Source organism: Sorangium sp. So ce119, assembly GCF_051524405.1.
GTDB lineage: Bacteria > Myxococcota_A > Polyangia > Polyangiales > Polyangiaceae > Sorangium > Sorangium cellulosum_G.
Genome location: NZ_CP150310.1, coordinates 4,374,105 through 4,395,706 on the forward strand (window position 1 = coordinate 4,374,105; position 21,602 = coordinate 4,395,706).

The following is a 21,602-nucleotide window of genomic DNA, read 5'->3' on the forward strand; positions in this document are numbered from 1 at the left end:
GTCGGAATTTGCGTTGATCGCTCGCTCCGGCTCCCTGGCAGGGCTCCTGGTGGGTAGAACCAGGCGCGATCACTCCCCTCCCTGAGTGCGCTTGCGGAAGCGCAGCAGCTTGCCGCGCGAGACGCCGAGCCGCTCCGCGGCCGCCGTCACGTTGCCCCCGGCGGCCGCGAGGGCGGACTCGACGAGCTCCTGCGTCAGCGCGGCCTTCTGGTCGTCCGGCGCCTCCCCCAGCACCTCCTCGATCGCCCACAGCCGCAGCCCGGGCTCGCGATCGAGGCGGCGCGCCGCCGCGAGGGCCGCGTCGAGCCCGCGCACGTTGCTCGGCCACGGCTCGAGGAGCAGCCGCTCCACGGCCTCCACCTCGACCGCCTCGACCGGGAGCGCGACGCCGGCGCGCCGCGCGAGCTCGCACGCCACGCTGAAGAGGTCCTCGCGCCGCTCGCGGAGCGCCGGCACCCGGATGCGCGCCATCGCGAGCCGCGCGAGCAGGTCGCGCCGGAACGCCCCGCGCGCCACCATCTCCTCGAGGTCCCGGTTCGTCGCGGCGACGACCAGCACGTTCACGTGGACCGGCCGCTGCGCCCCGACCGGCAGCACCTCACGGTTCTCCAGGAGCCGCAGCAGCTTCGCCTGGAGATCGAGATCGAGCTCGCCGATCTCGTCGAGGAACAGCGTCCCGCCGTCGTGGGCCGCGACGATCCCGGGCGCTGCGCTGCGCGCGTCCGAGAACGCGCCCGCCACGTGGCCGAACATCTGGGACTCGAACACGCCGCGGGCGAGGCCGGCCACGTTGACGGCCGCGAACGGCGCCGCGCGCCCGAGCGCCGCCGCCGCCGCGCGCGCGACGAGCTCCTTGCCCACGCCGGTCTCCCCCTCGATGAGCACGTTGCCGGGGCGGCTCCGCGGCAGGCCCTCGAGGGGCTGCGCGACGGCGCGCAGGCCGTACGGGCCGACGAGCCCGCAGAGCGGCGGCGCCGGCTCGAGCGGCCCCTGAAGCTCCTCGCGGAAGACGAAGAGGATGCGCCCGAGCCTCAGCACCGCGCCGTCATCGAGCGGCGTGAGGTCGCGCGGCGCGAGCCTGGATCCGTTCACCCACGTGCCGTTGCGCGACCCGACGTCCGCGACGCGCAGCGCGCCGCCGGCGCGATCGATCCGCAGGTGCCTGCCGGACACCTCCGTGTCGGCGAGGCCGCGCTCGGCGAGCCACGCGCGGCCGATGACGCTCCCGGAGTCGGGCAGCGCGAACGCCATGGGCCGCGGGAAGGCGCACACCAGCGCCGGCCGCCGCCGGCCGGCCTCGGGCCGCACCGGGCTCCGGTGCTCGCTGGTGCTCGGGACGTCCTTGGCCATTCTCCTCGCAGGGTGCCATGCGCCTCCGGAGCGTGGAAGCGCCGCGCCGAGGACGGCGAAGCGCCGCGCCGAGGACGGCGAAGCGTCGCGCTCGGGGCGGCGGCGCCGTCGTTCGCCCGGAGAGGAGCGCAGCGTCAGCGCCTCAGAGGGGCCGCCCGTCGAGCCCGCACATCGGGTCGCCCGGGTTCGTGCACGCGGGCCCCGAGGGCCGGACCTGCGGCTGCGGGCCCGGCGCCGCGGGCCGGGCGAGCGCCTCCCGCAGGCGGGTGAGCGCGCCCTCGTACGCGCGGACCGCGCCCTCGTCGGCGCCCGCCGCCCTCGCGCGCGTCGCGGCGACCCGGGCCGCCGCCGTGGCCTCGGGCCGCCGCCGCTCGGCGGCCCAGGCGGCGAGGTCGGCGTGCCGCTGATCGAGCGCCGCGATCCTCTCGAGCGCGTCGAGCCGCGCCTCCAGCGCGTCGAGCGCGTCCCCGAACGCCCGCAGCCGGTCGTGATCCAGCGCCCGCGGATCGAGGGCCTTCCGCGCCGCCTCCGCGGTCGCGCGCGCCTCCTCGGCGTCGCGCGCGAGGGGCCGGCCGCGCAGCGCCGCGTGGCGCCTGTCGAGGGCCGCGAGCGCGGCCGCCCTCGCGCTCTCGCGCTCCTCTGCCAGCGCCGCCTGTGCGTCGCGGAGCTGCCGGGCTTCCTGCTGGAGGCCCGCCACGCGCTGCGCGACCCCGTACGCGGCCGCCGCGCCGCCGCACAGCGCGAGGCCGAGCGCGGCGGCGAGCGCGTGCACCAGGCCGCGGCGCCGGCCCTCGGCGCGCGCGCGGGCGACGGCCAGCTCGTGCGCGCGCGCCGCGTTGTCGGCCTCGAGGCGCGCCTTCGCCTCGGCCTCGATGCGCGCGACCTCGAGCGCCGCCCGCGCCCGCGCTCCCGCGCGCGCCTCCGCTTCGGCCTGCTCCAGCTCGCGCCGCGCCCGCGCCTCTTCCTCGGCGGCGGCCCGCGCCGCCTCCGCCGCGCGCCGGCGCGCCTCCGCCTCGCGCTGCTCGCGGGCCTCCTGCTCGCGCGCCCTCGCGCGCTGGAGGTGCTCCTGCCGCACGCGTTCCTCCTCGAGCTTCGCGAGCTCCGCGAGCGAGAACGTCACGGAGGTGTCGGGGGTATTTCGGGTCATCATCGACATCGGGGCTCCTCTCCGAGCGCCGCCCGTTGCACCCCGTGTGCCGACGATAACCGATGTGAATTCGATAGTTTACAGTCGCGATTCAGCCCGGATGCGCGATCGCGATCGCGCCGGGCAGCGCCGGGCGCGATCGCGATCGCGATCGCGATCGCGCGACGGGCCCGGGTCGATCGCGGGACCCGCTCGTCGAGCCCCGTGCCGCGGCGTCGGGGCGCACGCACGTCACCGGGGCGCTCACGGCTCGGGCGGCGGCAGCGCGGCGTCGGCGGGCGCGACGCCGGCAGCGACAACGGGGTAGCGCTGGCCGTCGCGCGTCCCGGCCGCCTGCGTGACGAACAGCAGCGAGAACCCGGGGTGGACGGCCACCCACGGCGCGCGCGGCGCGAGCATGGACGACGCGCCGAACACCGGCGCCGCGGCGCGCTGGAGCGGGCCGTCGTGACCGGAGCGGGCGGCCATGCCGATCGCGGAGCGCCCCGCCCGGTCGCGGCCCGCATAGTAGACGCGCAGGATCGGACGGCCGGTGGCCGAGACGGCGAGCAGCGGGGCGGGATCGAGGACGGCGGCGCCGTCGAACGGCGCGTCGTCGGCCTCCGGCGCGCCGTCGTCGGGCAGCGACGCCGGGGCGAGCGCGGGGCCGCTGCCCACGCGCTCCCAGGCGAGGCCGTCGTCGCTGCGCGCTTCCCCGATCGAGGACGCCCCCGCGTCGCCGGCGACCTCGTAGAACATGCGGAACGATCCGTCGGGCAGGCGGACCACGCCGGGGCTCGCCGGGACCGCGCCGCGCTCCCAGCCCTCGCCGGGCGCGACCGGCGCGAGCACCGGCGCCGGTTCGCGCGCGAAGGCGATGCCGTCGGCGCTGCGCGCGAGGCCGACGCCGCCGGCCGCCGCGTAGTAGAGCCATATCTCGCCGTCCACGAGGAGCGCCGACGGCGCGGCCACGGCGCCGCCCTCCCAGGCGAGCTCCGACGCGAAGACCGCCGTGGAGCGCCGCGCGAACGAGCGGCCGTTCTCGGCGTCGTGGCGGACGATGGCGTTCGCCGGGGCCAGCGGCTCCGGCGGAGCGTCGTCGGGGGCGCCCTCGGCGCGGACGGTGGCGGCGAAGAAACCTGCGGCCGCGAGCGTGGACGGGTCGCCGTCGAGATCGACGACCGAGGCGTCGCGCGCGAGGCGCTCGTCGTCGTTCATCACGTGCGGGGCCACCCTGGAGCTGCCCAGCTCCGCCTGAGCGATCTCCCGGAACGGGCCGGCGCCGGCGTTCGGCAGGCTGCCCTCGTCGCCTCCGTCGGAGGGGAGCGTCGCGCAGGAGGCGAGCGGCCACGAGGCCGCGCAGAGGGCGAGCGGTCGCACGAGGAGCAGCGGCACGCGCGGACCGGGCCGCCCCGGCGCCTGATGGCGTGCATCTCGACGTTCACGCAACGACATGTGGGTTGATCCTACAGTCTCTGGTGCGGCGGAGGTCTGGCCGAGCTGCCCGGCCCCCGGCGAGGGTGCTCGTGGCGCGGGGTCGGGGCGGGGCCCCGCCGGACCCGATGAGCCCGCTCTGCTCCCGAGGTGAGAGGGCTGTCGGGCTCGGCCATCGGCCCTTCCCCTACCCCGACCCCGCGCCACGAGCACCCTCGCGATGGGCCCACACGACGCTGTTCATCCCCGGACCGGACATCGGCATCGCGCTTGCTAAGGGCCCACGAACTCGCCCACAAACTCACTCGCAAACGCGCCCGCCGAAATCACGTGAGGCGTCGCATCTTTCACGGGTTCATCCCCTCGGATTTACAAATCTTAACGATCCATAAATCGTCACGTTACTTTCGGAGACTATGAGACGGCCGCCACAAGCCCGCCTCGCGCCCCGTCAGGATCCCGCAGGCGAGGTGCGGTAGTCCGAAGTAGGCAGTGGGGCAGACACCGGCGCGCACCGAGTCCGCCTGTCGGATTCATGCGTGGCAGTTGCCGACGGTGTGCCAGCGTACTATCGACTTGACAACGCAACCCGGCAACGGGAGATTCCGACGCGACGCGCCCCTCGTCACCAACGACGGATCGGCGGGTCCGCATCGTCCTCCCTTCCCGAGCTGACATATCAGCAGGCGTGCGGGGGAGACATCGTCGCGGGCCCGCGTGCGCCTGCGCGGAGGCGGCAGCTTCGAACTACGGGGGACAGGCAGCTGGACTAGCATCGCGTCGATGCCTGGCGCCCGCCGGTCGCGCGAGGAGCAACAAGCACGGTCGAGATGGTTTCGAGCTCGTTTCCCGGCGCGATCCAGCCTGACGCCAGAGTGAACCGATCAGTCAAAACGAGCTGTGCCCTTGACAGAGGAGTCCACAGCAAGAATGCTCTCCCGGCCTGAAAGGGTCGCAGTCTCCGATTCAAGGACGGATGGATCTTCGCATGAGGATAACAATCTTGAACCAGGCCAACGAGGAGACCGACAGCCTTCGATGGCTGAAGCGGCTGAAGCACTGGCTATGGGACAAAGACATACACCTCGAGAGGACCGGGCCTCAGCTCATCATCCTCGGCGTCCTGTCCGCCGCGGCGGTCGTCACGGAGCTCGCCTACCACCACAACGCGGCAGCGCTCCTCGAGACCCTGCGCGCGAAGAGCATGGTGGTCTTCTACAACGTGCGAGAGGTCGCGCTCTCCGACGTGGAGACGCCGATCGCCGCCTGGATCATCGTCGCCGCGGTGGTGCGCATCGTGTTCGGGGCCATCGTCGGGATCGCCGACATCGCGTTCTACCGGAAGATCACGGGCAAGCCGTTCGACTGGGAGGCCATGATCAACGTCTCCGTGGTCAACGTCGTGTTCCTCCTGACCACGCTGCTCACCTTCAGCAATCCATCGGTCGACAGGCTGCTGGAGCACTACGCGACCATGCTGAGCGCCGTCCCCACGATCGTGGATCTGAACGGCCCGCTCGCGCTCGTCGTCGCATGCTACCTCGCCGACTTTTGTTATTACTGGTCACACCGGTGGAGCCACAAGATCCGCTTCTTCTGGAACCTCGGCCACGTTAACCACCACCGCTCGCGCAACCTGTCGCAGCTCACGCAGGCGGTCGACCCCCAGTCGTACCTCCTGGACGTGGCCGGGGGCAAGGTGTTCGTCCTCCTCCTGCTGCCGGTGCTGACGAAGCTCTTCTCGCTCGATTTCCGCGACGGCGGGTGGGCCCTCGTCGTGCTGGTGCTGATCGACGCCTGGACCAACCCGTCCCACTCCGTCGTCCTGTCCTACGCCGAGATCAAGTCCCCGTTCCTGAGGATGTTCCGATCGGTGCTCGTCACGCCCGGGGTGCACTTCACGCACCACTCGAGGGAGGACGACCACAACATCACGGACGGCTGCAACTTCGGCGCGAGGTTCACCCTCTGGGACAGGGTGTTCGGGACCTATGTCGAGCCGCCGCAGTACATCCCCGAGACCGGGCTCTACGGCGACGACTCGGATTATTGCCGCACCCCGCTGCGGTTCATCTTTTACCCCTACCTCAGGATGTTCAAGGAGCTTCAGCAGAACCACCCGCGGCACTGGCCGGCGATCCTGTTCGGCTCGACATCCTATCACCCGCCGGTGCCCGTGAAGTCCAAGTACTGATCGGACCGCCGGGCCCCTCGCACGCCGGCGCCTGTGCTCGTCAGGGGTGACGGTCGGCCGGCCGAGCGCAGGGCCTCGGCGTCCCGGATGCGAGGTCGAGCGACCCGCGCGCAACGTCCATCCTGACGCTCACCCGGGTCGCCCCGCAGCACCTGCGCGTCGGTTCGCGATGAAGCTTTCGCAAGGAGCCTCCATGTTGCAGCTCAAGGATCGCAAGAGCGGCATTCTCATCCTGTGCATCGGTTTCTTCGTCTTTGGCCTCCTGAGCACGGTCATCGGCGTCACGATACCGAACATCAAGCAGGAGTTCGACATATCGAACGAGCAGGCCGGCCTGATCTTCGTCTACTGGTCGGTCGGCACGTTGCTCGGGTCCTACATCGGAGGGAGGGTCTACCACGCCGCGAGGACGAAGACGTTGTTCACGGCGACCGCCGTCACGTCGATCGTCTGCCTCGTCCTGCTCTACGGCGAGCAGGACCTGCTCCGCTACAAGCTGTACATCTTCCTCGTGTCGCTGTCGGGGAGCGTCTTCTTCACCGCGGGGCACGCCACCGCCGCCCACGTGAGCATCAGCAACAGGGCGTCGACCCTGAGCTTCATGGATTTCGCCGTCAGCCTGGGCAACCTGTCGACGCCGTTCCTGGTGAACTACCTCGTCTCGTCGGACGGCTGGGTGAGGAACGACTGGCGCCTGGTCTTCGTGGTCGCCACGGCGCTCCTGGTCGTTGTCGTCGGGCTGTCGCTCACCACGAACCTCGACGCGCTGGACGCGGTGAGGAGCACCGCCGCCGGCAAGATCGACCATCTCTCGGTGCTGGCCCACCCGATGGTCCTCGTGCTCATGATGGCGAGCCTGTTCCTGCACGCCACCGAGTGGGGCCACAGCGTCTGGTTCGTCACGTATGCCCATGAGATCGTGGGGCTCTCCCCCGAGGAGGCGCGGGAGACCTTCAGTCTGTTCCTGATCGGCATGGCCTCGTCGCGCCTCCTGGCTAGCTGGCTCACGTGGCTCTTCCGGCCGATGACCCTGATGGCGGCGCTCATCGCGATCGCGACCGTCGCCGCCGTGTCGATATCCGGCTACCAGGACTACTACGCCCTGCGCGTGCTGAACTTCATGTTCGGCTTCGGCATCGGGGCGCTGTTCCCGCTGCTCCTCGGGCTGTCGATGGATCGTGCGCCCGCTCAGGCCCAGCTCCTGTCGAGCGCCGGCCTGATGGCGGGCACCCTGGGCGCGAAGGGCGCGTCGTACACCATAGGCCTCTTCGCGGACCAATCATCGCTCGGCGAGTCGTACAGGTACGTGTCATGGGCGACGATCGCGCTGCTCGGCAGCGTGCTGACGTTCCTGTCGTTCTACTCGAAGTTCCCGAAGATCAAGGCCGCCGCGGCGGCGCTCGTCCCCGCGGGTGGCGACGCGCCCCTCGGCGTCGCACAGGCCCAGCCCGCGGCACCGCAGGGCGAGGGTGGAGGTGCGCCGGTCCAGTTCGAGTTCGATTTCCGTCCGCCGACGCACGCCGCATCGGGCCCCCTCGTCAGGCTCAGGGGAGCGCTCGGCTACCTCCTCGGGAACGAGCCCTCGCGGCCGGAACCGCCCCATCGAGGCGACCCGCGATATCGCCTGCTGGACGTGGAGCTGAAGAGAGACTTCGAGGAGCTGTTCAGGGACAGGCGACGACTCACGCGGGAAGAGGCGCTCCGGTTCCTGAGCGACGCGTGGAGCAGGTACCCCACGATGAAGGAGCTCTACCCGAGCCCCGCGGAGATGGTGAACGCAGGATGGCAGGACATCGACCCGAAGATGACGCAATTTCCCGAGACCAGGACGCTCAACGCACACCATTCCAGCCCGGGGGTTCTTCGCTCGTGAAAGACGAATCCACAAACAGGAACGTTCTTGCCATCAACATCCTGGTCGTCGTGCTCATCGTCGGCGGCATCGCGATCCAGAGCCTGTTCTACTCCGTCCAGCCCGAGGAGCAGGCCGTGATCACCCGCCTCGGCACGGTCATCGGCCAGACCGGGCCTGGGCTCCACTTCAAGGTGCCCTTCGGCATCGACAGGGTGCAGAAGGTCCCCACCGAGCGCGTCCTCAAGCAGGAGTTCGGGTTCCGCACCGAGGTCGGCAAGGAGGGCGGTCCGAGCACCTACGTTACCGAGGGGTACGAGGAGGAGCGCCAGATGCTCACGGGGGATCTCAACATGATCGAGGTCTCCTGGGTGGTGCAATACAACATCCAGGGCCCCGTGAAGTACCTCTACCAGATCGAGGATCCGGAGCGCGTCCTGCGGGAGGTCTCCGAGTCGGTGATGCGGCGCATCGTCGGCAACCGCATGAGCAGCGAGGTGCTCACCACCGCGCGCGTCGATATCTCGGACGAGGCGCAGGCCGAGATCCAGCAGGCGATGGACCGCTACGACGCCGGCATCCGCATCAAGCGGGTGGAGCTCCAGGACGTGCTGCCCCCCGAGCGGGTGCGCCCGGCGTTCAATGAGGTCAACGAGGCTCGCCAGGAGCGCGAGCGGATGAGCAACGAGGCGATGAAGCAGAAGAACCAGTCGATCCCCAGGGCCCGCGGCGAGGCGAAGCGCATCGTCGCGGAGGCCGAGGCGTACGCCGTCGAGCGCATCAACCGCGCCAAGGGCGAGGTGGCGCGGTTCGACGCCATCCTCAAGGAGTACCGCCTCGCGCCGGAGGTGACCCGCAAGCGGCTCTACCTGGAGGCCATCCAGGAGGTCGCGCCCAAGGCGGGCAAGATCATCGTCGTGCAGGAAGGATACGCCAAGCCGCAGTCCTTCTATCACATGAACGATCAGTCGGGAGGCACCCAGTGATGAGCTCGAAAGTCGCAGGCCTCGGCGCCTTGATCGCCGTCCTCTTGATCACCGTCTACTCCGCGGCCTTCACGGTGGGGGAAGCCGAGCAGGCCTTCATCATCCAGTTCGGGCAGCTCAAGGGCGAGGCGATCACAACGCCCGGCCTCCACTGGAAGTGGCCTTTCGTGCAGGAGCTCCGCCGCCTGGACAGGCGCCTCCTGACCTGGGAGGGCGACGTCGAGCAGATCCCGACCCTCGGCCGCGAGTTCATCCTGATGGACGCCACGGTTCACTATCGCATCGCCAACCCGCGCCTGTTCCTGGAGAGCGTGCGCGACGAGCGCGGCGCCCGGAGCCGCATCGACGACATCCTCAACGCCGTCGTGCGCGACAAGGTCTCCGGCGCGAAGCTCGAGGAGATCATCCGCTCCTCCGACTGGCAGGTCCACGCCCATCCGCTGGAGGATGGGATCGTCACCGAGCGCGACACGACCATGGACCTCGCGCCCCGCAGGGGTCGCCAGGAGCTGGAGCGGGAGATCCTCGAGGCCGCCCAGGCGCATGTGCCCAGCTACGGCATCGAGCTGCAGGACGTCCACATCAAGCGCGTCAACTACATCGACAGCGTCCGCCAGCAGGTGGAGAGCCGGATCATCGCCGAGCGCCAGAGCATCGCCGAGAGGTTCCGCTCCGAGGGCCGCGGCCGCAGCGAGGAGATCCTCGGTGAGATGCAGAAGGAGCTCCAGGCCATCCGCTCCGAAGCCGTGCGAAAGGCCGAGGAGATCCGCGGCGCAGCCGACGCCCAGGTCACTCAGATCTACGGCCGGACTTACGGCCAGGACGCCGAGTTTTACGGCTTTCTCAAGACGCTGGAGGCCTATCGGCAGACCGTGGGCGCCAACACCTCTCTGATGTTCAGCGCCAACTCCGACTTTTACCGTTACCTGGAGTCGGTCCGAGGGAAATAGTCACCGGGCCGTGAAGCCCCCGTCGACGAGGAGGGTGGTCCCGGTGATGAGCGAGGCGGCGGGCGACGCGAGGAAGACCACCGCGCCCGCCACGTCGACGGGCTCGCCGACGCGTCCCAGGGGGATCCTCGACAGGAGATCGTCGCGAAAGGCCTCGTCCTTCAGCCATTTGACGGTGCCCGGCGTCCGGATGAACGTCGGGGCGACCGCGTTGACGTTGATGCCGTACCTGGCCCACTCGACCGCGAGGCATTTGGTCAGGTGCGCGATCCCCGCCTTGGTCATGCAGTAGACCGACTCGGTCGGTAGACCGACGAACCCCGCCTGCGAGCTCAGGTTCACGATCTTGCCGCTGCGGTTCTTGATCATCGTCCGCCCGACCTCCTGGCTCACGAAGAACGTGCCCTTGAGGTTGACCGAGACGGTGAGATCGAAATCCTCTTCTGTCACGTCTTCAGCGGGGTTCGGCGGGCCGATCCCGGCGTTGTTGACCAGGACGTCGATGCGGCCGAAATGGCGGATCGCTTCGGCCACCGCGCTCTTGATCTCCGACGTGCGCGTCACGTCCATTTGCAGCGGGAGCGCGCGCCGGCCGAGGGCGCGTATGGCCTCGGCGAGCTCCCCGGCCGAGCCGGCGTCCCGCAGGCCGAGCGCGACGTCGGCGCCGGCGTGCGCGAGGGCGAGCGCACATGCGTTCCCGAGGCCTCGGGCGGCCCCGGTGACGAGCGCCACTTGCCCCTTCAGATCGAAGCGCGGGGCTCCGCCTGCTGATGAAGAAGCCTCATCCGTCGACATAGGGTCGTCTCCCAAGAACTCGAGCTCGCGTCAAGCGCTCGGCGGCGGGGTGGCCGCGCCGGCGGTGTTGCCGATGGCCCGGCCCGCTCAGCGATAGCCGCCGATCGGCCGATAGGCGCGGAAATAGTCGACCACGAACCTCTTGGGGTACTGCGGGGCGCCCGGCGGGGCAGGCACGGTCTCCTGCGGCCGCTCGTAGATCCCCAGCATGAATTGCATGGGGTAGCTGGGCGACTGCTGGACGGCGCCGATCTTCTGGTTGTCGACGTAGAAATCGATGTGCGTCGGCGTCCACTCGGCCGCGTAGACGTGGAAGTCGGCGATGTCGATCGGGAGCTCGACCTCCCTGAAATCGTCCACGATCTCAGGATCGGCCCACGGGTGCACGCCGAAGCCGATCTTCGATGACGCCGGCGTCGCGTTCTTCCCGAAGACCTCGCAGATGCAGATCTCCGACGAGCGCTCCGGCGCGTCCTCGTAGCCGATCATCCACAGCGCCACATGGTTGCCGGGCACCCTGACGCCCCTGGCCCTGAGCTCGAAGTAGCCGTACGTCGGCGTGTACGTCGCGCGGCTGACCTGGGCCTCGCGCACGACGCTGGCGCGGTTGAACCGATGCTGCCCCTGGGTGCTCCCCAGCGGCCCGGAGAACACGCCGGTTTGCAGCGAAGAGCACCGCACGTCGCCGTCGTACTCCGGACACCAGGGCCTCTGACCTGCGTCGATCCTCAGCTCGAGATGGCCCTGCTCGAGGCGGAAGTTGGCCGCCGCCTCGCGCGCGGAGCACCACTGCGGCAGATGACACGGAATCCATTTGCTCTCGTCCAGCGAAGCGCCGGAGAACTCGTCGTGGAACTCGAGCAGATAGCCGGGCTTTTCAATCGGATTGGCAGGGAAGTCCGCTTGCATGAAAACCATGAAAAGCAAAACACCCCGGATGTCAAGCCTGCAAGACCCGGGAGGCCGTGAATGGGTATTCCGGCGAGGACCCATGAAGTATCGCGGCGCCGGCGACCCCCGCGCGATTCACCTCGTTCACGAGGTCAGAACGCGGCTGTCACCGTCGCGCCGAGGTTCACCATCGTCCCGCCCGCGCTGTAATCCCCCACGAAGTCGGCCGCGTTGTCCTTCTGCACCACCACCTCGGGCAGCACGGAGATCTGGCCGTGGAGGTCGATCCGCAGCGACCCCGGCAGCTCCTCCAGCGGCCGGTTCAGGACGACGCCGGCGCCCAGCGACATCGTGTGCCGGTCCGCGTCGACGTAGTTCGTCGCGCCCGTCTGCGGCGGGACCGGCGAGCGCTCGTAGACGTAGCCGGCGCGGAGCGGCACCTCGATCGCGCGGCGCTCGCCCTCCTGCCCGGCGACCTCGCGCAGGCTCCCCGCCGCGAGGGCGAGGACCTCGACGCCGAGCCGCGGCACGAGCCGATCCGCGAACCGGAGCGGCACCACCGACGTGGGCCGCGGATCGTCGGGCAGATCGAGCGGCAGCTCCGGGGGCGGCGCGGCCTCGAGGTGCGCCCGCGTCCTCGCCACCGGGCTCTCGTACGCCGACCAGTCCACCCACGTGACGTCCACGTTCACGCGCAGGCCCTCGATCCGCTGGAAACTCGCCCCCACGACGACCTGCCGCGGCAGGAACGCGTCGACGGTGCGCGACTCGAGCTCGTACAGGAGCGGCACCTCGATGCCCGCGAAGTCGACGACCCCTTGCAGCCGCGCGTCGATCGACAGCGGCAGCTTCGCCTCCCCGCGGTAGGCGATCCCGACGAACCCGAGGTCTCCGGCGCGCACCCGGGCGCCGAGCTGCGGGTAACGGATCGACGTGAGATCCGCGTCGACCTCGTGGCGGAGCGCCGAATCATAGGGAGACAGCGCGTCCGCGCGGCCGGTGACCGAGAAGCGGCCCCGCGTCGACGCGAGGAAGGCGACGCCGCCGCCGATCTCCAGGAACGGGAGCGGCCGCACCGCGACGTTCGCGGCCAGGAACAGGATCGAGAGCCGGTCGTCGTAGAGCTCCCAGCGCGGCGTCTCCTGGCGGATCGCCTTGATCCGCGACAGCCCGTCGTCCGGCAGGAACATCGCCAGGCCGAACGCGAACGGCACGCCGAGCACCTCGCCCGGCGCGACGAGGCCGCCCGAGAGCCCGTGGACGTCGCGCACGCCGCTGTCGCGGCCGTTCGTGCGCAGGTGGTTCGACGCGTACGCGTACCCGATCGAGAGGCCGAGGCCCGTCGCGCCGCAGAGGCCCGCCGGGTTGTAGTAGCCCGCCGAGAAATCGGTCGCGTCCGCGACGAGCGCGCCGCCCATCGAGGCGCCCCGCGAGCCGAGCCCGTACGCGTCGGGCGCGTGCGCGCGCGCGGGGCCGGCGACGAGCAAGGCCGGCAGCACGCCCGCGGCGCAGGAGAGCCGGCGCATCAGAAGGCCACCCCGACGGTCGTCCCGCCCGCGACGAGCACGCCCCGCGCGCGCACGACGCCGTCCTCCCCGGCGCCTGCGCCCGGCGCGCCGCGCTTCTTGTGCGCGCGCGGCAGGAGGAGCTGGACCTGGGTGAACAGGTCGAGCGTCAGCCGCGGCAGCGGCGCGGCGAGCGCCAGCCCGTAGCCGACCGAGAGCCCGAGGCGCGCGTTGTCGTGGATGTTCGACGCGCCCGTCTGCTCGGGCGCCGGCGACGCCTCGAAGAAGGCGCCGGCGCGCGCGTGCGCCGTGGCCCCTGGCCGCAGCGCGACGCTGCGCTCGACGCCGACGCGCGGCACCACCGTGTCCGAGTACCCCGGATCCCCGGGTGAAGGCGCCGCGCAGGATCCGGTGAACGGCTCGCCCGTGTCGGGGTCGACGTCCGGGCAGCGCACCGTCGCCTCGACCGCGCCGGGGTAGTCCGACCAGCGCTTGTACGTCGCGCCGATCGCGACCTTCCAGGGGCCCTTCACGCGCGCCACCTCGAGCGCGACCTCTGCCGGATCGTACTGCGCGATCCCCGCGATGTTCAGCGGCGGCACGGCGATCCCCCCGAGATCCTCGGCGTGGATCACGACGTTGAACCGCCCGACCAGCTCCCCCCGGAACGTCGCCCCGAGGCGGTAGTCGCCGAGGTCGTAGCTCGCGCCGACGATCGGCGCGTAGCTCGCGACGAGCGTGTCCTCGACCAGGGTGCCCACGCGGCCGGAGCTGTCGGTCGCCACGGTCACCGAGCCGGAAAGCGCGGCCAGCGCGGCGAAGCCGCCCCCCACCCGGACGCCGCGCCCGATCGAGGCGCCGAGCGCCGCCTGCACGGCGACCGACTGGGTGCGGTCCGCGAGCGGGAACTGCGGCGTCTCCGGGTAGAGGATGCGGCCGCGGACCACCACGTCGAACGGCGCGAAGAAGCCGAGGCCGATCGTCACGCGGTCCGCGAGCGCGCCGCCGAACGGGATCGGCACCGTGGCGCCGATCAGGCTGCCGCGCAGCGGCGCGTACGGGAGCCGCCGGTCGCCCGCGCGCAGGTCGAAGATCGCGCCCTCCATCCCCAGCGTCAGCCGGCGCTCGCGCGACAGCGACAGCAGCGCCGGGTTCGCGTGGACGGCCTCGTATCCCTCCGCGACCGCGGCGCCGGTCGCGCCCATGGCGCTCGCGCGGGCGCCGAAGCCGAGCACGTCCTCGGGCGACGCCAGGGCCGCGCCCGGCGGCGCGAGGGCGAGCCCTGCCGCGAGGAGAGGCGCGATACCGCGCCACATCCAGCGGATCGGGCGAAGCATGCGCGGCCGACCGTAGACTGGGCCGCCCTGGCGCGCTAGTCGGTACCGGCCGTGAATCTCCGTCCCCAGAGCGGCTCGCCCTCGAGCGGCTCGCCCCAGAGCAGCATGGACGAACGCCGCCCCCGCCTCGCGCTCCAGGCCGTGCTCCCGGCGGACCTCGCCGCCGCGTGCGGCATCGATCTAACCGACGCGCGCCGCATCGTCTCGCTGGCGCACCGCCTCGGGGAGCTGCCCGCGCGCGCCCCCGCGACAGTCCGGCGCGCCGCGCTCGACGCTGCGCGCGCGGTAGGCGAGGTCAGGGCGCTCGCGCTCGTGGAGCGGCGCGCGAGCGCCGAGGATCCGTTCGTCAAGTACGCCTTCCGCCTCGAGGACGGCGCGATGGTCGAGTCGGTGCGGATCCCGCTCGAGCGGCCGGGCCGGTACTCGGCGTGCGTGAGCTCGCAGGTCGGCTGCGCGCTCGCCTGCGCCTTCTGCGCCACGGGGCGCATGGGCCTCACGCGCAACCTGGAGGCCTGGGAGATCGTCGAGCAGGTGCGGCTCATCCGCCGGGATCTCGGCGCGACCGTCGGCGGCGGCGCGCGCGTCCACGGCGTGCTGTTCCAGGGCATGGGCGAGCCGCTCGCCAACGCCGACCGGGTCATCCAGGCGATCCGGGTGCTCTCCGAGCCGAGCGCGCAGGCGATCGACATGCGCAACATCACGGTCTGCACCGCGGGGCTGCCGTCGGGCATCCGGCGGCTCGCGGCCGAGGTCCCCGGGGTCCGCCTCGGCCTCTCGCTCGGCTCGGTGCGCCCTGGCAGGCGGCGCCAGCTCATGCCGATCGACGGCGCGCACCCGCTCGAGGAGGTGCTCGCCGCCGCGGGCGAGCACGCGCGCGCGACGGGGCACGCGCCGATGTGGGCCTACACGCTGCTCGCGGGCCAGAACGACGCCGACGAGGACGCCGCGAGCCTCGCCGCGCTCGCCCGCGGCTTCGCGGCGCAGCACGGGATCTCGCCGCGGCTCAGCCTCATCCCGTACAACGCCATCGGCGCGTCCGACGCCCCCGTGCCCTCGCCCGGCGCCGCCGAGGAGCGGCACGCCGCCGAGGAGCGGAGCGCCGCCGAGGAGCGGAGCGCCGCCGAGGAGCGGAGCGCCGCCGAGGAGCGGCACGCCGCCGAGGAGCGGAGCGCCTCGGCCGATCCGTTCGCGCGCTCGCCGCGGCTCGCCGCGTTCCGCGCGGTCCTCACGGCGGCCGGCGTCGGGTCGATCGTGCGTTACTCGGGCGGCGGCGACGTCGGCGCGGCCTGCGGGCAGCTCGCGCGATCGCAGGCGCAGGTCGAAGCGCAGCGCTCGGGCGGCCGCGGGGCGTCGTCCCGGTCCAGAGCGGCGCCGGACGCCGCTGTCGGAGCGCCCGGCACACCGACGCGGCCTGTGTGAGGGTCGCTATGGATCCCCGCCCCCGCGCGCGCTAGCTTGCGCCGGTGTTCGGCTTCAGCTTCGGCGAGATCGTGGTCCTCATCATCGTGGGCCTCGTGGTGATCGGCCCCCGGCGGCTACCTGCCATGATGCGGACGGCGGGGAGCTGGATCTCGAAGCTTCGCCGCATGACGACCGAGCTCCGGACGCAGAGCGGCATCGACGACCTGATCCGCCAGGAGGGGCTGGAGCGCGAGATCCGCGAGCTCCGCTCCCTGTCGCGCGTCAACGTCATCGAGACGCTGGTGACGCCGATCCGCGACGCCGCCGCGTCCGTCGGCACGGTCGTCGCGTCCACGCCGCGCGTGAGGCCGCCGGATCCCGAGCCCGAGCCCGCGCCCGAGCCCCCGCCGAACGTGAAGCCGCTCCGGGAGCGCGAGTACCCCGTCCTCGGCTGCGACGCGTACGGCGCCGAGCTCGACGCCGAGCCGGCCGGCACGACCAGCCCCGCGGCGACGGTCGAGAGCGCAGCGACGGCGGAGACAGCGGCGGCAGCAGCGCCGGCGGTCACGGCATCGGCGGCGGTCACGGCATCGGCGGCGGCAGCGCCGGCGGAGACGGCAACGGCAGCAGCGCCGGCGGCCATCCAGACGGCAGCGGCGACGGAGACGGCGGCGCAGGGCGCGGCGGGGAGCGGAGCGGCGTCATGAGCCAGGAGCAGGTGGCGGCGAAGAGCGAAACCTCGACGACCGGCGCGGCGGGCAACGCCGAGGAGGACAACTCCGAGGACAAGCCGATGTCGTTCTGGGAGCACCTCGACGAGCTGCGCAAGCGGCTCGTCCGGAGCATCCTCGTCTTCTTCCTCGCCTGCATCGTGGGGTGGGAGGTGCGCGAGAAGCTCCTGCACTTCCTGACCGTCCCGTTCGTGCAGGCGTGGCGGGAGCAGAGCCTGCCGGGCAACCCGTCGCTTCACTTCGGCGCGCCGGCGGCCGCGTTCGTCGCGTACTTCAAGCTGTCGATGATCGGCGGCGCCGCGCTCGCCTCGCCGTTCATCTTCTACCAGCTCTGGGCCTTCATCGCGCCCGGCCTCTACGCGCGCGAGAAGCGCTACGTCATCCCGTTCGTCCTGTTCTCGACGCTCCTGTTCGTCGGCGGCGGTCTCTTCGGCTGGCGCGCCGCGTTCCCGATCTCGTTCGGCTACTTCCTGAGCATGGCCGGCACGGTCGGCGATCAGGGGATCACGATCACGCCGACCGTGATGATGGGCGACTACCTCGACTTCGTCGCCCAGCTCCTGCTCGGCTTCGGGATCATCTTCGAGATCCCGCTCATCGTGCTGTTCCTCTCCATCGCCGGCATCGTCAACTACCTCCAGCTGATCATGTTCGGCCGCTGGTTCGTGTTCGCCGCCTTCGTCCTGGCGGCGGTCCTGACGCCGCCCGACATCACCAGCCAGCTCGTCATGGCCGTGCCGATGTGCCTGCTCTACGTGGCCTCGATCGGCCTCGCGTACGTCTTCGGCAAGCCGCCGACGGACGCCCAGCGCGCGGCCTACAAGAAGCGCAAGGAGAAGGAAGTCACCAAGGGCTGACGGACCGACCGACCCGCGCGCGAGGCCGCCGGGATCGCCTCGGAGAGGTCCCCAGGAGTGCGGTAAGTCAGGAAGATCGCTGGTCTTCTTCCCGCCTCTCGCCCTCGCGCGGACGTCGTCCCCCCGGAGCGCGGCCCCGGTCCTACCGCGGGTCCCTGCCTGCCGGCGCGACGCGCCCGGAGCTCGGGCCGCGGGCGCCGCTGCCGTGCGCGCCGCCTCCCGTCACGACGCGCCGCGGAGCTCGCGGGCCGCGGAGCTCAGGCCGCGGGCGCCGCTGCCGCGGGCGCTGCCTTGCGGCTGCGCTTCACGTGGATCGCGACCGCGACGGCGGCCATCGCGACGCCGATGAGCTGCGACGTGGACAGGCCGAGGAGGCCGCCGCGGTCGTCGGCGCGCGCGAACTCGAGCGTGAAGCGCCCGAGCGCGTAGAGCCCGAGGAACGTCGCGAAGACCTGCCCGTCGTACCGCTTCCGCCCGTGCACGTAGAGCAGGCAGATCGCCGCGATCGCGAACGACATGGCCGACTCGTAGATCTGCGTCGGGTGCACCGGGTGCGACGGCGCGCGCGGGCTCGCGAGCTCGTGCAGCTTGAACTGCGCCTCGCTGGCGGGGCTGTTCGGCGGGAACGAGAGGCCGAGCGCCCCGTCGGTGCGCATCCCGAAGCAGCAGCCCGCGAGCAGGCACCCCATCCGGCCGAACCCGAGGCCCAGCGGGACCGCGAAGCCCGCCATGTCCGCCGCCTTCCAGAACGGGAACCGGTCGCGCTTGAGCAGCCAGTACGCCGCCGCCGACGCGCCGAGGAAGCCGCCGTAGTACGTGAGGCCGCCGGCCCAGAACTTCGCCCACGCGAGGCAATCGCGCTCGGTCGGGTGGCAGACCCCCTTCGCGGCGTCCCAGACGCCGTGGTACCGCGGCTCGCAGAGCGCCTGCTCGACCTTCCAGTCGACCTGCGACGGGTCGGTGCACAGGTGCACGTAATCCCAGAAGTATCCGTCGGCGACGACGTGGAGCAGCCGGCTGCCGACGATGCCCGCGAGCAGACAGGCGAGCCCCAGGTCGACGACCACGTCCGGGTCCTCGCCGATCCGCCGCGCCCACAGCGCGCCGATCGCGGTCGCGAAGAGGAAGCCGGTCAGCAGCAGGAGAAAGTAGGCCGGAAACGCGACGTCGAGCAGGCGGAACAGCTCGGGGCGCATGGTCAGCCCGCTGACGCCTTGGCCCCGGGCGCGCCGGAGGGCTTCGCCGCGAGCTCGGGGCGGCGCGGAGAGAACATGTCGATCGCCATCAGCCCGACGCCAACGACGATCGCGATGTCGGCCACGTTGAACGTCGGCCACACGAACGTCGGGGTGAAGCGGACCTGGATGAAGTCGATGACGTACCCGTAGCGCACCCGGTCGACGAGGTTCCCGAGCGCGCCGCCCAGCACGAGCGGCAGCCCCCACTTGAGCGCGATCTGCGACGGGTGGAGCTTCCGGTACAGCGAGACGATGAAGACGATCGCGGCGAGCGAGATCAGCAGGAAGAACGGGCGGCGGATCGCCTCGCTCTCGTCGCCGAGGATGCCCCACGCCCCGCCGTGGTTCTTCGCGAGGATCAGGTTCAGGTGGTCCTTGATCACCTCGATCTTCCGGAACGCGAGCGGCCGCGGCGCGTCGGCGAGCTCCGCGAGGGCCCGCGGCTCCAGGCGGTCCTTGGCCCACCATTTCGTGCCGAGATCGGCGGCGAGCGTGATCAACGAGACGCCGATCAGGAATGGATAGGACGGGCGGTAGACCGGCGCCGCCGGCGCGACCACGTCGTCGGCGTCTCCGTCCGGGGAGGAGCCGCGCTCCTCGTCGTCGCGTCCGGCGCGAGCCGGCGGCTCGCCCCCCGGCGCGTCCAGGCGCGCGGAGCGCTCCGGCTCCGCGTCGGCACCCTTCGTCTCCACGGCGGCATCTCGCGGCGTCGCGTCTTCGGTCATGCGGAACGCGTTCCTCTACGACAAACGGAGCGCTCCGGCAAAGGCTTCCCTCCGCGGCCGCGCAGTCTCGTGCGTCTCGCACGTCGGCCGCCCGCCGCGCGCTGCTCGCGCCGGGCGCGGCGCCAGGCCGGACGCGCCGCCTCCCCTTCCCCCCGCGCGGCCTGCTCCGGGAGCGCTGGCTGCTCCGGTGATTCCGGCGTTCAGCTCGCCGGCGGGGCGGGCGGAGGCGCCTCGGTCGAGAGCGGAGGACCAGCGTCGCCGCCCGCAGGGCGCGCAGCCCCGCCGCCGGCGTCCGGCGCGGGCGCGCTGCGGGCGGAGGCGATCATGTCGGAGGACATCAGGATGACCCCGGCGACGATCGCGATGTCGGCGACGTTGAACGTCGGCCAGTGAAACTCCTGGCCGCCGCGCGACACGTACACGTCGATGAAGTCGATGACCCAGCCGTAGCGGATCCGGTCGACCAGGTTCCCCATCGCGCCGCCGAGCGCCAGCGAGAGGCCCCACTTCATCGCGGTCTGGTCCCTGTGGACGCGCCGGTAGATCGAGACGATGAAGACGATCGCCGCGGCGGAGACGAACAGGAAGAACGGCCGCCGCAGCCCGTCCGGGAGGCCGCGCAGGAAGCTCCAGGCGCCGCCGGGGTTCTGCGCGAAGATGAAGTCCAGGTGGTCCGGGATGACCGTGAAGACCTTCGCGCCCGACCGCTTCGCGTCGAACCCCGCGAGCCGCGCGTGCGCCCACGCCTTCGTCGCCAGATCGGCGGCGCACGAGACTACGGCCACGATCGCCATGAAGGTGAGCGAGGCCCGCTCGCCCGGGGGGAGCTCGTCCGGCAGGTGGCCGGCGGTCGACGCGCGCGGTGCTTGCAGACCGTGCGGTGCGTGCGGTCCGTCGGAGGACATCGTCCTCGCTTCTACGCGATGCCGTGGCGCGGAGCAAACAGCCTGGAGCAGCGCGACGCCGGCCGGCGGCCGTCCTCGTCCGTGCGCCGCCGCGACCGCCGCGCGGCAGCCGCGGCGTCACGCCGCTCCGCGCCCGCTCACCGCCCCTTCATGATCACGAGCGGGCGCTCCCCCCCGGGCGTGCGCGCCCGCGCCGCCGGCACCTCCCGCGGCGCGGGCGGATCGGCCGGCTTGACCGGATCGGCCGGCGGCGCCCGCCTCCGGCGCAGCGCGAGGTGCACCTCGCCATACGCCTGGAGGGCCGCGCCGCGCTGCCGCTCCGCGGCCGCCATGCGCCCGAGCGCCTCGGCGAGCTGCGCGCGGCGATCCGCGAGGTACGCGAGGTCACGCGCCTCCGTGAGCTCATCGTCGTCGGCGAACGCGCGCTCCGCGCGCTCCAGCGCCTCGCGGGCGTCGTGCAGGTCCGTGGGCGCGAGCTCCGCGGCAGCGCTCGCCCGGGCGCGCTCGTAGCTCTTCCTCGCGCTGATGAGCTCCTTCGGCGGCAGCGGGGTGCTCGCGCACCCCAGGAGCCCGCCGAGGAGCAGCATGACCACCGTCCCCTGGTTGCATCGCATGGTTCCGCGCCTCCTCCCGCGCCCCTAGCGGAGCTGCTCCTGGATGGATCCGACCTCTCCGAGCGCCTCGCGCGCGAGGGCCTGGGCCCGCGCCTCGCGCGCGCAGGCGATCGCGAGCTCCGCGTCCGCCTGCGCCCGCAGGAGCATGCGCCGCGCCCGATCGGGGGTCCCCTCGGCCGACAGGCGCTGCGCTCTCTGCACCTGCTCCCGCGCGAGGCGCAGGTGGAGGTCCGCCCGCGGGACCTCCTCGACGCCGACCTCCTCGGCGGTCCGGATCAGCGCCTGCGACGCGAAGAGCCGCTCGTCGAACGTGGCCGTGCGCGCGGCGCACCCCGCCGCCGACGCGCCGAGGAGCGTCAAGAACACTGCCTTTCTCATGGTCAACACCTCGTGGCCGTCCCCGGACGAGCGGCCGCGCTGTCGCGCGGTCGTCCGGGATCGGCGGGTCAAACAGCGGATGTGGGACTCGACTACGGGTCTCCGTCGCCGGTCGGCTCGATCCTCAGGCAACCAGCACACCAGGCCGGCGGGTCCTCGGGCAGCGCCCTAGCGCGCCCACGAGGCGCGCAGCGCGCTGTCCGTCGAGGCAGCAGGCGCGGCGACGACGCTGAGACATCGCCTCACGCGCCGTATCCGCGCTTCCCATCCCTTGCGCGCAAACGGGTCATTCGCCGGCGCCCCCGTGTGCGCGCGAGCAGGACCTCGGCCGCG

19 protein-coding genes are annotated in these 21,602 nt (G+C 72.0%); 7 read left to right on the plus strand and 12 right to left on the minus strand.

Going from position 1 to position 21,602, the window contains the following annotated elements:
- Window positions 1–69 precede the first annotated feature (69 nt).
- The 3 genes from WME76_RS16445 to WME76_RS16455 all read right to left on the minus strand — a co-directional run bounded on the left by WME76_RS16445 (window position 70) and on the right by WME76_RS16455 (window position 3,931).
- Window positions 70–1,350, minus strand: coding sequence for a sigma 54-interacting transcriptional regulator (locus tag WME76_RS16445; protein WP_437961041.1), 1,281 nt, complete (start codon window positions 1,348–1,350; stop codon window positions 70–72).
- A gap of 142 nt (window positions 1,351–1,492) precedes the next feature.
- Window positions 1,493–2,500, minus strand: coding sequence for a hypothetical protein (locus tag WME76_RS16450; RefSeq protein WP_437961042.1), 1,008 nt, complete (start codon window positions 2,498–2,500; stop codon window positions 1,493–1,495).
- Window positions 2,501–2,740: 240 nt separating this feature from the next.
- Window positions 2,741–3,931, minus strand: coding sequence for a hypothetical protein (locus WME76_RS16455; protein ID WP_437961043.1), 1,191 nt, complete (start codon window positions 3,929–3,931; stop codon window positions 2,741–2,743).
- A gap of 982 nt (window positions 3,932–4,913) precedes the next feature.
- On the opposite strand from WME76_RS16455, the gene WME76_RS16460 reads away from it, so the two are divergent.
- From WME76_RS16460 to hflC, 4 genes are all read left to right on the plus strand, one after another.
- The gene (locus WME76_RS16460; protein WP_437961044.1) at window positions 4,914–6,104 is read left to right on the plus strand and encodes a sterol desaturase family protein; all 1,191 of its coding nucleotides are present in this window, start codon (window positions 4,914–4,916) and stop codon (window positions 6,102–6,104) included.
- A 193-nt stretch (window positions 6,105–6,297) separates the two neighbouring features.
- Entirely contained in the window at window positions 6,298–7,977 is a 1,680-nt protein-coding gene (locus WME76_RS16465) for an MFS transporter (protein ID WP_437961045.1), read from the plus strand.
- Window positions 7,974–8,942: an FtsH protease activity modulator HflK gene (gene hflK / locus WME76_RS16470; RefSeq protein ID WP_437961046.1), complete on the plus strand. Its 969-nt coding sequence runs from the start codon at window positions 7,974–7,976 to the stop codon at window positions 8,940–8,942. Before WME76_RS16465 ends, hflK begins: the two co-directional genes overlap by 4 nt.
- Window positions 8,942–9,892: a protease modulator HflC gene (gene hflC / locus WME76_RS16475; protein WP_437961047.1), complete on the plus strand. Its 951-nt coding sequence runs from the start codon at window positions 8,942–8,944 to the stop codon at window positions 9,890–9,892. The genes hflK and hflC overlap by 1 nt, the downstream gene beginning before the upstream one ends.
- Here the strand turns inward: hflC and WME76_RS16480 are convergent, their stop codons facing one another.
- The 4 genes from WME76_RS16480 to WME76_RS16495 all read right to left on the minus strand — a co-directional run bounded on the left by WME76_RS16480 (window position 9,893) and on the right by WME76_RS16495 (window position 14,420).
- Window positions 9,893–10,687 carry an SDR family NAD(P)-dependent oxidoreductase gene (locus WME76_RS16480; RefSeq protein WP_437961048.1) on the minus strand — a complete coding sequence of 265 codons (795 nt, stop codon included), beginning with the start codon at window positions 10,685–10,687 and terminating at the stop codon, window positions 9,893–9,895.
- Window positions 10,688–10,774: 87 nt separating this feature from the next.
- Window positions 10,775–11,596, minus strand: a complete 822-nt coding sequence (locus WME76_RS16485) for a glycoside hydrolase family 16 protein (RefSeq protein WP_437961049.1) — start codon at window positions 11,594–11,596, stop codon at window positions 10,775–10,777.
- 134 nt (window positions 11,597–11,730) lie between these two features.
- Window positions 11,731–13,104, minus strand: a complete 1,374-nt coding sequence (locus WME76_RS16490; protein ID WP_437961050.1) for an OmpP1/FadL family transporter — start codon at window positions 13,102–13,104, stop codon at window positions 11,731–11,733.
- Window positions 13,104–14,420: an OmpP1/FadL family transporter gene (locus WME76_RS16495; RefSeq protein ID WP_437961051.1), complete on the minus strand. Its 1,317-nt coding sequence runs from the start codon at window positions 14,418–14,420 to the stop codon at window positions 13,104–13,106. The genes WME76_RS16490 and WME76_RS16495 overlap by 1 nt, the downstream gene beginning before the upstream one ends.
- 51 nt (window positions 14,421–14,471) lie before the next feature.
- Here WME76_RS16495 and rlmN point away from each other — a divergent pair, with 51 nt between their 5' ends.
- Genes rlmN through tatC form a run of 3 tightly spaced genes read left to right on the plus strand, consistent with a single transcriptional unit; the run spans window position 14,472 to window position 17,409 of the window.
- Window positions 14,472–15,839 (plus strand): 23S rRNA (adenine(2503)-C(2))-methyltransferase RlmN, encoded by a 1,368-nt coding sequence (gene rlmN / locus WME76_RS16500; protein WP_437961052.1) that lies wholly within the window; start codon window positions 14,472–14,474, stop codon window positions 15,837–15,839.
- 44 nt (window positions 15,840–15,883) lie between these two features.
- A complete protein-coding gene (tatB, locus tag WME76_RS16505) occupies window positions 15,884–16,528 on the plus strand; it encodes a Sec-independent protein translocase protein TatB (protein WP_437961053.1) in 645 nt (214 codons plus the stop codon).
- Window positions 16,525–17,409: a twin-arginine translocase subunit TatC gene (gene tatC, locus WME76_RS16510; RefSeq protein ID WP_437961054.1), complete on the plus strand. Its 885-nt coding sequence runs from the start codon at window positions 16,525–16,527 to the stop codon at window positions 17,407–17,409. Before tatB ends, tatC begins: the two co-directional genes overlap by 4 nt.
- 257 nt (window positions 17,410–17,666) lie before the next feature.
- Here the strand turns inward: tatC and WME76_RS16515 are convergent, their stop codons facing one another.
- From WME76_RS16515 to WME76_RS16535, 5 genes are all read right to left on the minus strand, one after another.
- Window positions 17,667–18,605: a prolipoprotein diacylglyceryl transferase gene (locus WME76_RS16515; protein WP_061618800.1), complete on the minus strand. Its 939-nt coding sequence runs from the start codon at window positions 18,603–18,605 to the stop codon at window positions 17,667–17,669.
- Window positions 18,606–18,607: 2 nt separating this feature from the next.
- A complete protein-coding gene (gene lspA / locus WME76_RS16520) occupies window positions 18,608–19,372 on the minus strand; it encodes a signal peptidase II (protein WP_437291711.1) in 765 nt (254 codons plus the stop codon).
- Between the two features lie 200 nt (window positions 19,373–19,572).
- Complete coding sequence (gene lspA / locus WME76_RS16525) at window positions 19,573–20,277, minus strand: signal peptidase II (protein WP_437961055.1); 705 nt, start codon at window positions 20,275–20,277, stop codon at window positions 19,573–19,575.
- Window positions 20,278–20,414: 137 nt separating this feature from the next.
- A complete protein-coding gene (locus WME76_RS16530; protein ID WP_437961056.1) occupies window positions 20,415–20,891 on the minus strand; it encodes a DUF4398 domain-containing protein in 477 nt (158 codons plus the stop codon).
- Between the two features lie 24 nt (window positions 20,892–20,915).
- Entirely contained in the window at window positions 20,916–21,269 is a 354-nt protein-coding gene (locus tag WME76_RS16535; RefSeq protein ID WP_437961057.1) for a DUF4398 domain-containing protein, read from the minus strand.
- Window positions 21,270–21,602: the final 333 nt, after the last annotated feature.

Bases quoted from the DNA above. Each gene is read 5' to 3' on its own strand.
- WME76_RS16445 (WP_437961041.1), bottom strand. From the start codon at position 1,350: ATGGCCAAGGACGTCCCGAGCACCAGCGAGCACCGGAGCCCGGTGCGG.
- WME76_RS16450 (WP_437961042.1), bottom strand. From the start codon at position 2,500: ATGATGACCCGAAATACCCCCGACACCTCCGTGACGTTCTCGCTCGCG.
- WME76_RS16455 (WP_437961043.1), bottom strand. From the start codon at position 3,931: ATGTCGTTGCGTGAACGTCGAGATGCACGCCATCAGGCGCCGGGGCGG.
- WME76_RS16465 (WP_437961045.1), top strand. From the start codon at position 6,298: ATGTTGCAGCTCAAGGATCGCAAGAGCGGCATTCTCATCCTGTGCATC.
- hflC (WP_437961047.1), top strand. From the start codon at position 8,942: ATGAGCTCGAAAGTCGCAGGCCTCGGCGCCTTGATCGCCGTCCTCTTG.
- WME76_RS16480 (WP_437961048.1), bottom strand. From the start codon at position 10,687: ATGTCGACGGATGAGGCTTCTTCATCAGCAGGCGGAGCCCCGCGCTTC.
- WME76_RS16485 (WP_437961049.1), bottom strand. From the start codon at position 11,596: ATGCAAGCGGACTTCCCTGCCAATCCGATTGAAAAGCCCGGCTATCTG.
- WME76_RS16490 (WP_437961050.1), bottom strand. From the start codon at position 13,104: ATGCGCCGGCTCTCCTGCGCCGCGGGCGTGCTGCCGGCCTTGCTCGTC.
- WME76_RS16495 (WP_437961051.1), bottom strand. From the start codon at position 14,420: ATGCTTCGCCCGATCCGCTGGATGTGGCGCGGTATCGCGCCTCTCCTC.
- tatC (WP_437961054.1), top strand. From the start codon at position 16,525: ATGAGCCAGGAGCAGGTGGCGGCGAAGAGCGAAACCTCGACGACCGGC.
- WME76_RS16515 (WP_061618800.1), bottom strand. From the start codon at position 18,605: ATGCGCCCCGAGCTGTTCCGCCTGCTCGACGTCGCGTTTCCGGCCTAC.
- lspA (WP_437291711.1), bottom strand. From the start codon at position 19,372: ATGACCGAAGACGCGACGCCGCGAGATGCCGCCGTGGAGACGAAGGGT.
- lspA (WP_437961055.1), bottom strand. From the start codon at position 20,277: ATGTCCTCCGACGGACCGCACGCACCGCACGGTCTGCAAGCACCGCGC.
- WME76_RS16530 (WP_437961056.1), bottom strand. From the start codon at position 20,891: ATGCGATGCAACCAGGGGACGGTGGTCATGCTGCTCCTCGGCGGGCTC.
- WME76_RS16535 (WP_437961057.1), bottom strand. From the start codon at position 21,269: ATGAGAAAGGCAGTGTTCTTGACGCTCCTCGGCGCGTCGGCGGCGGGG.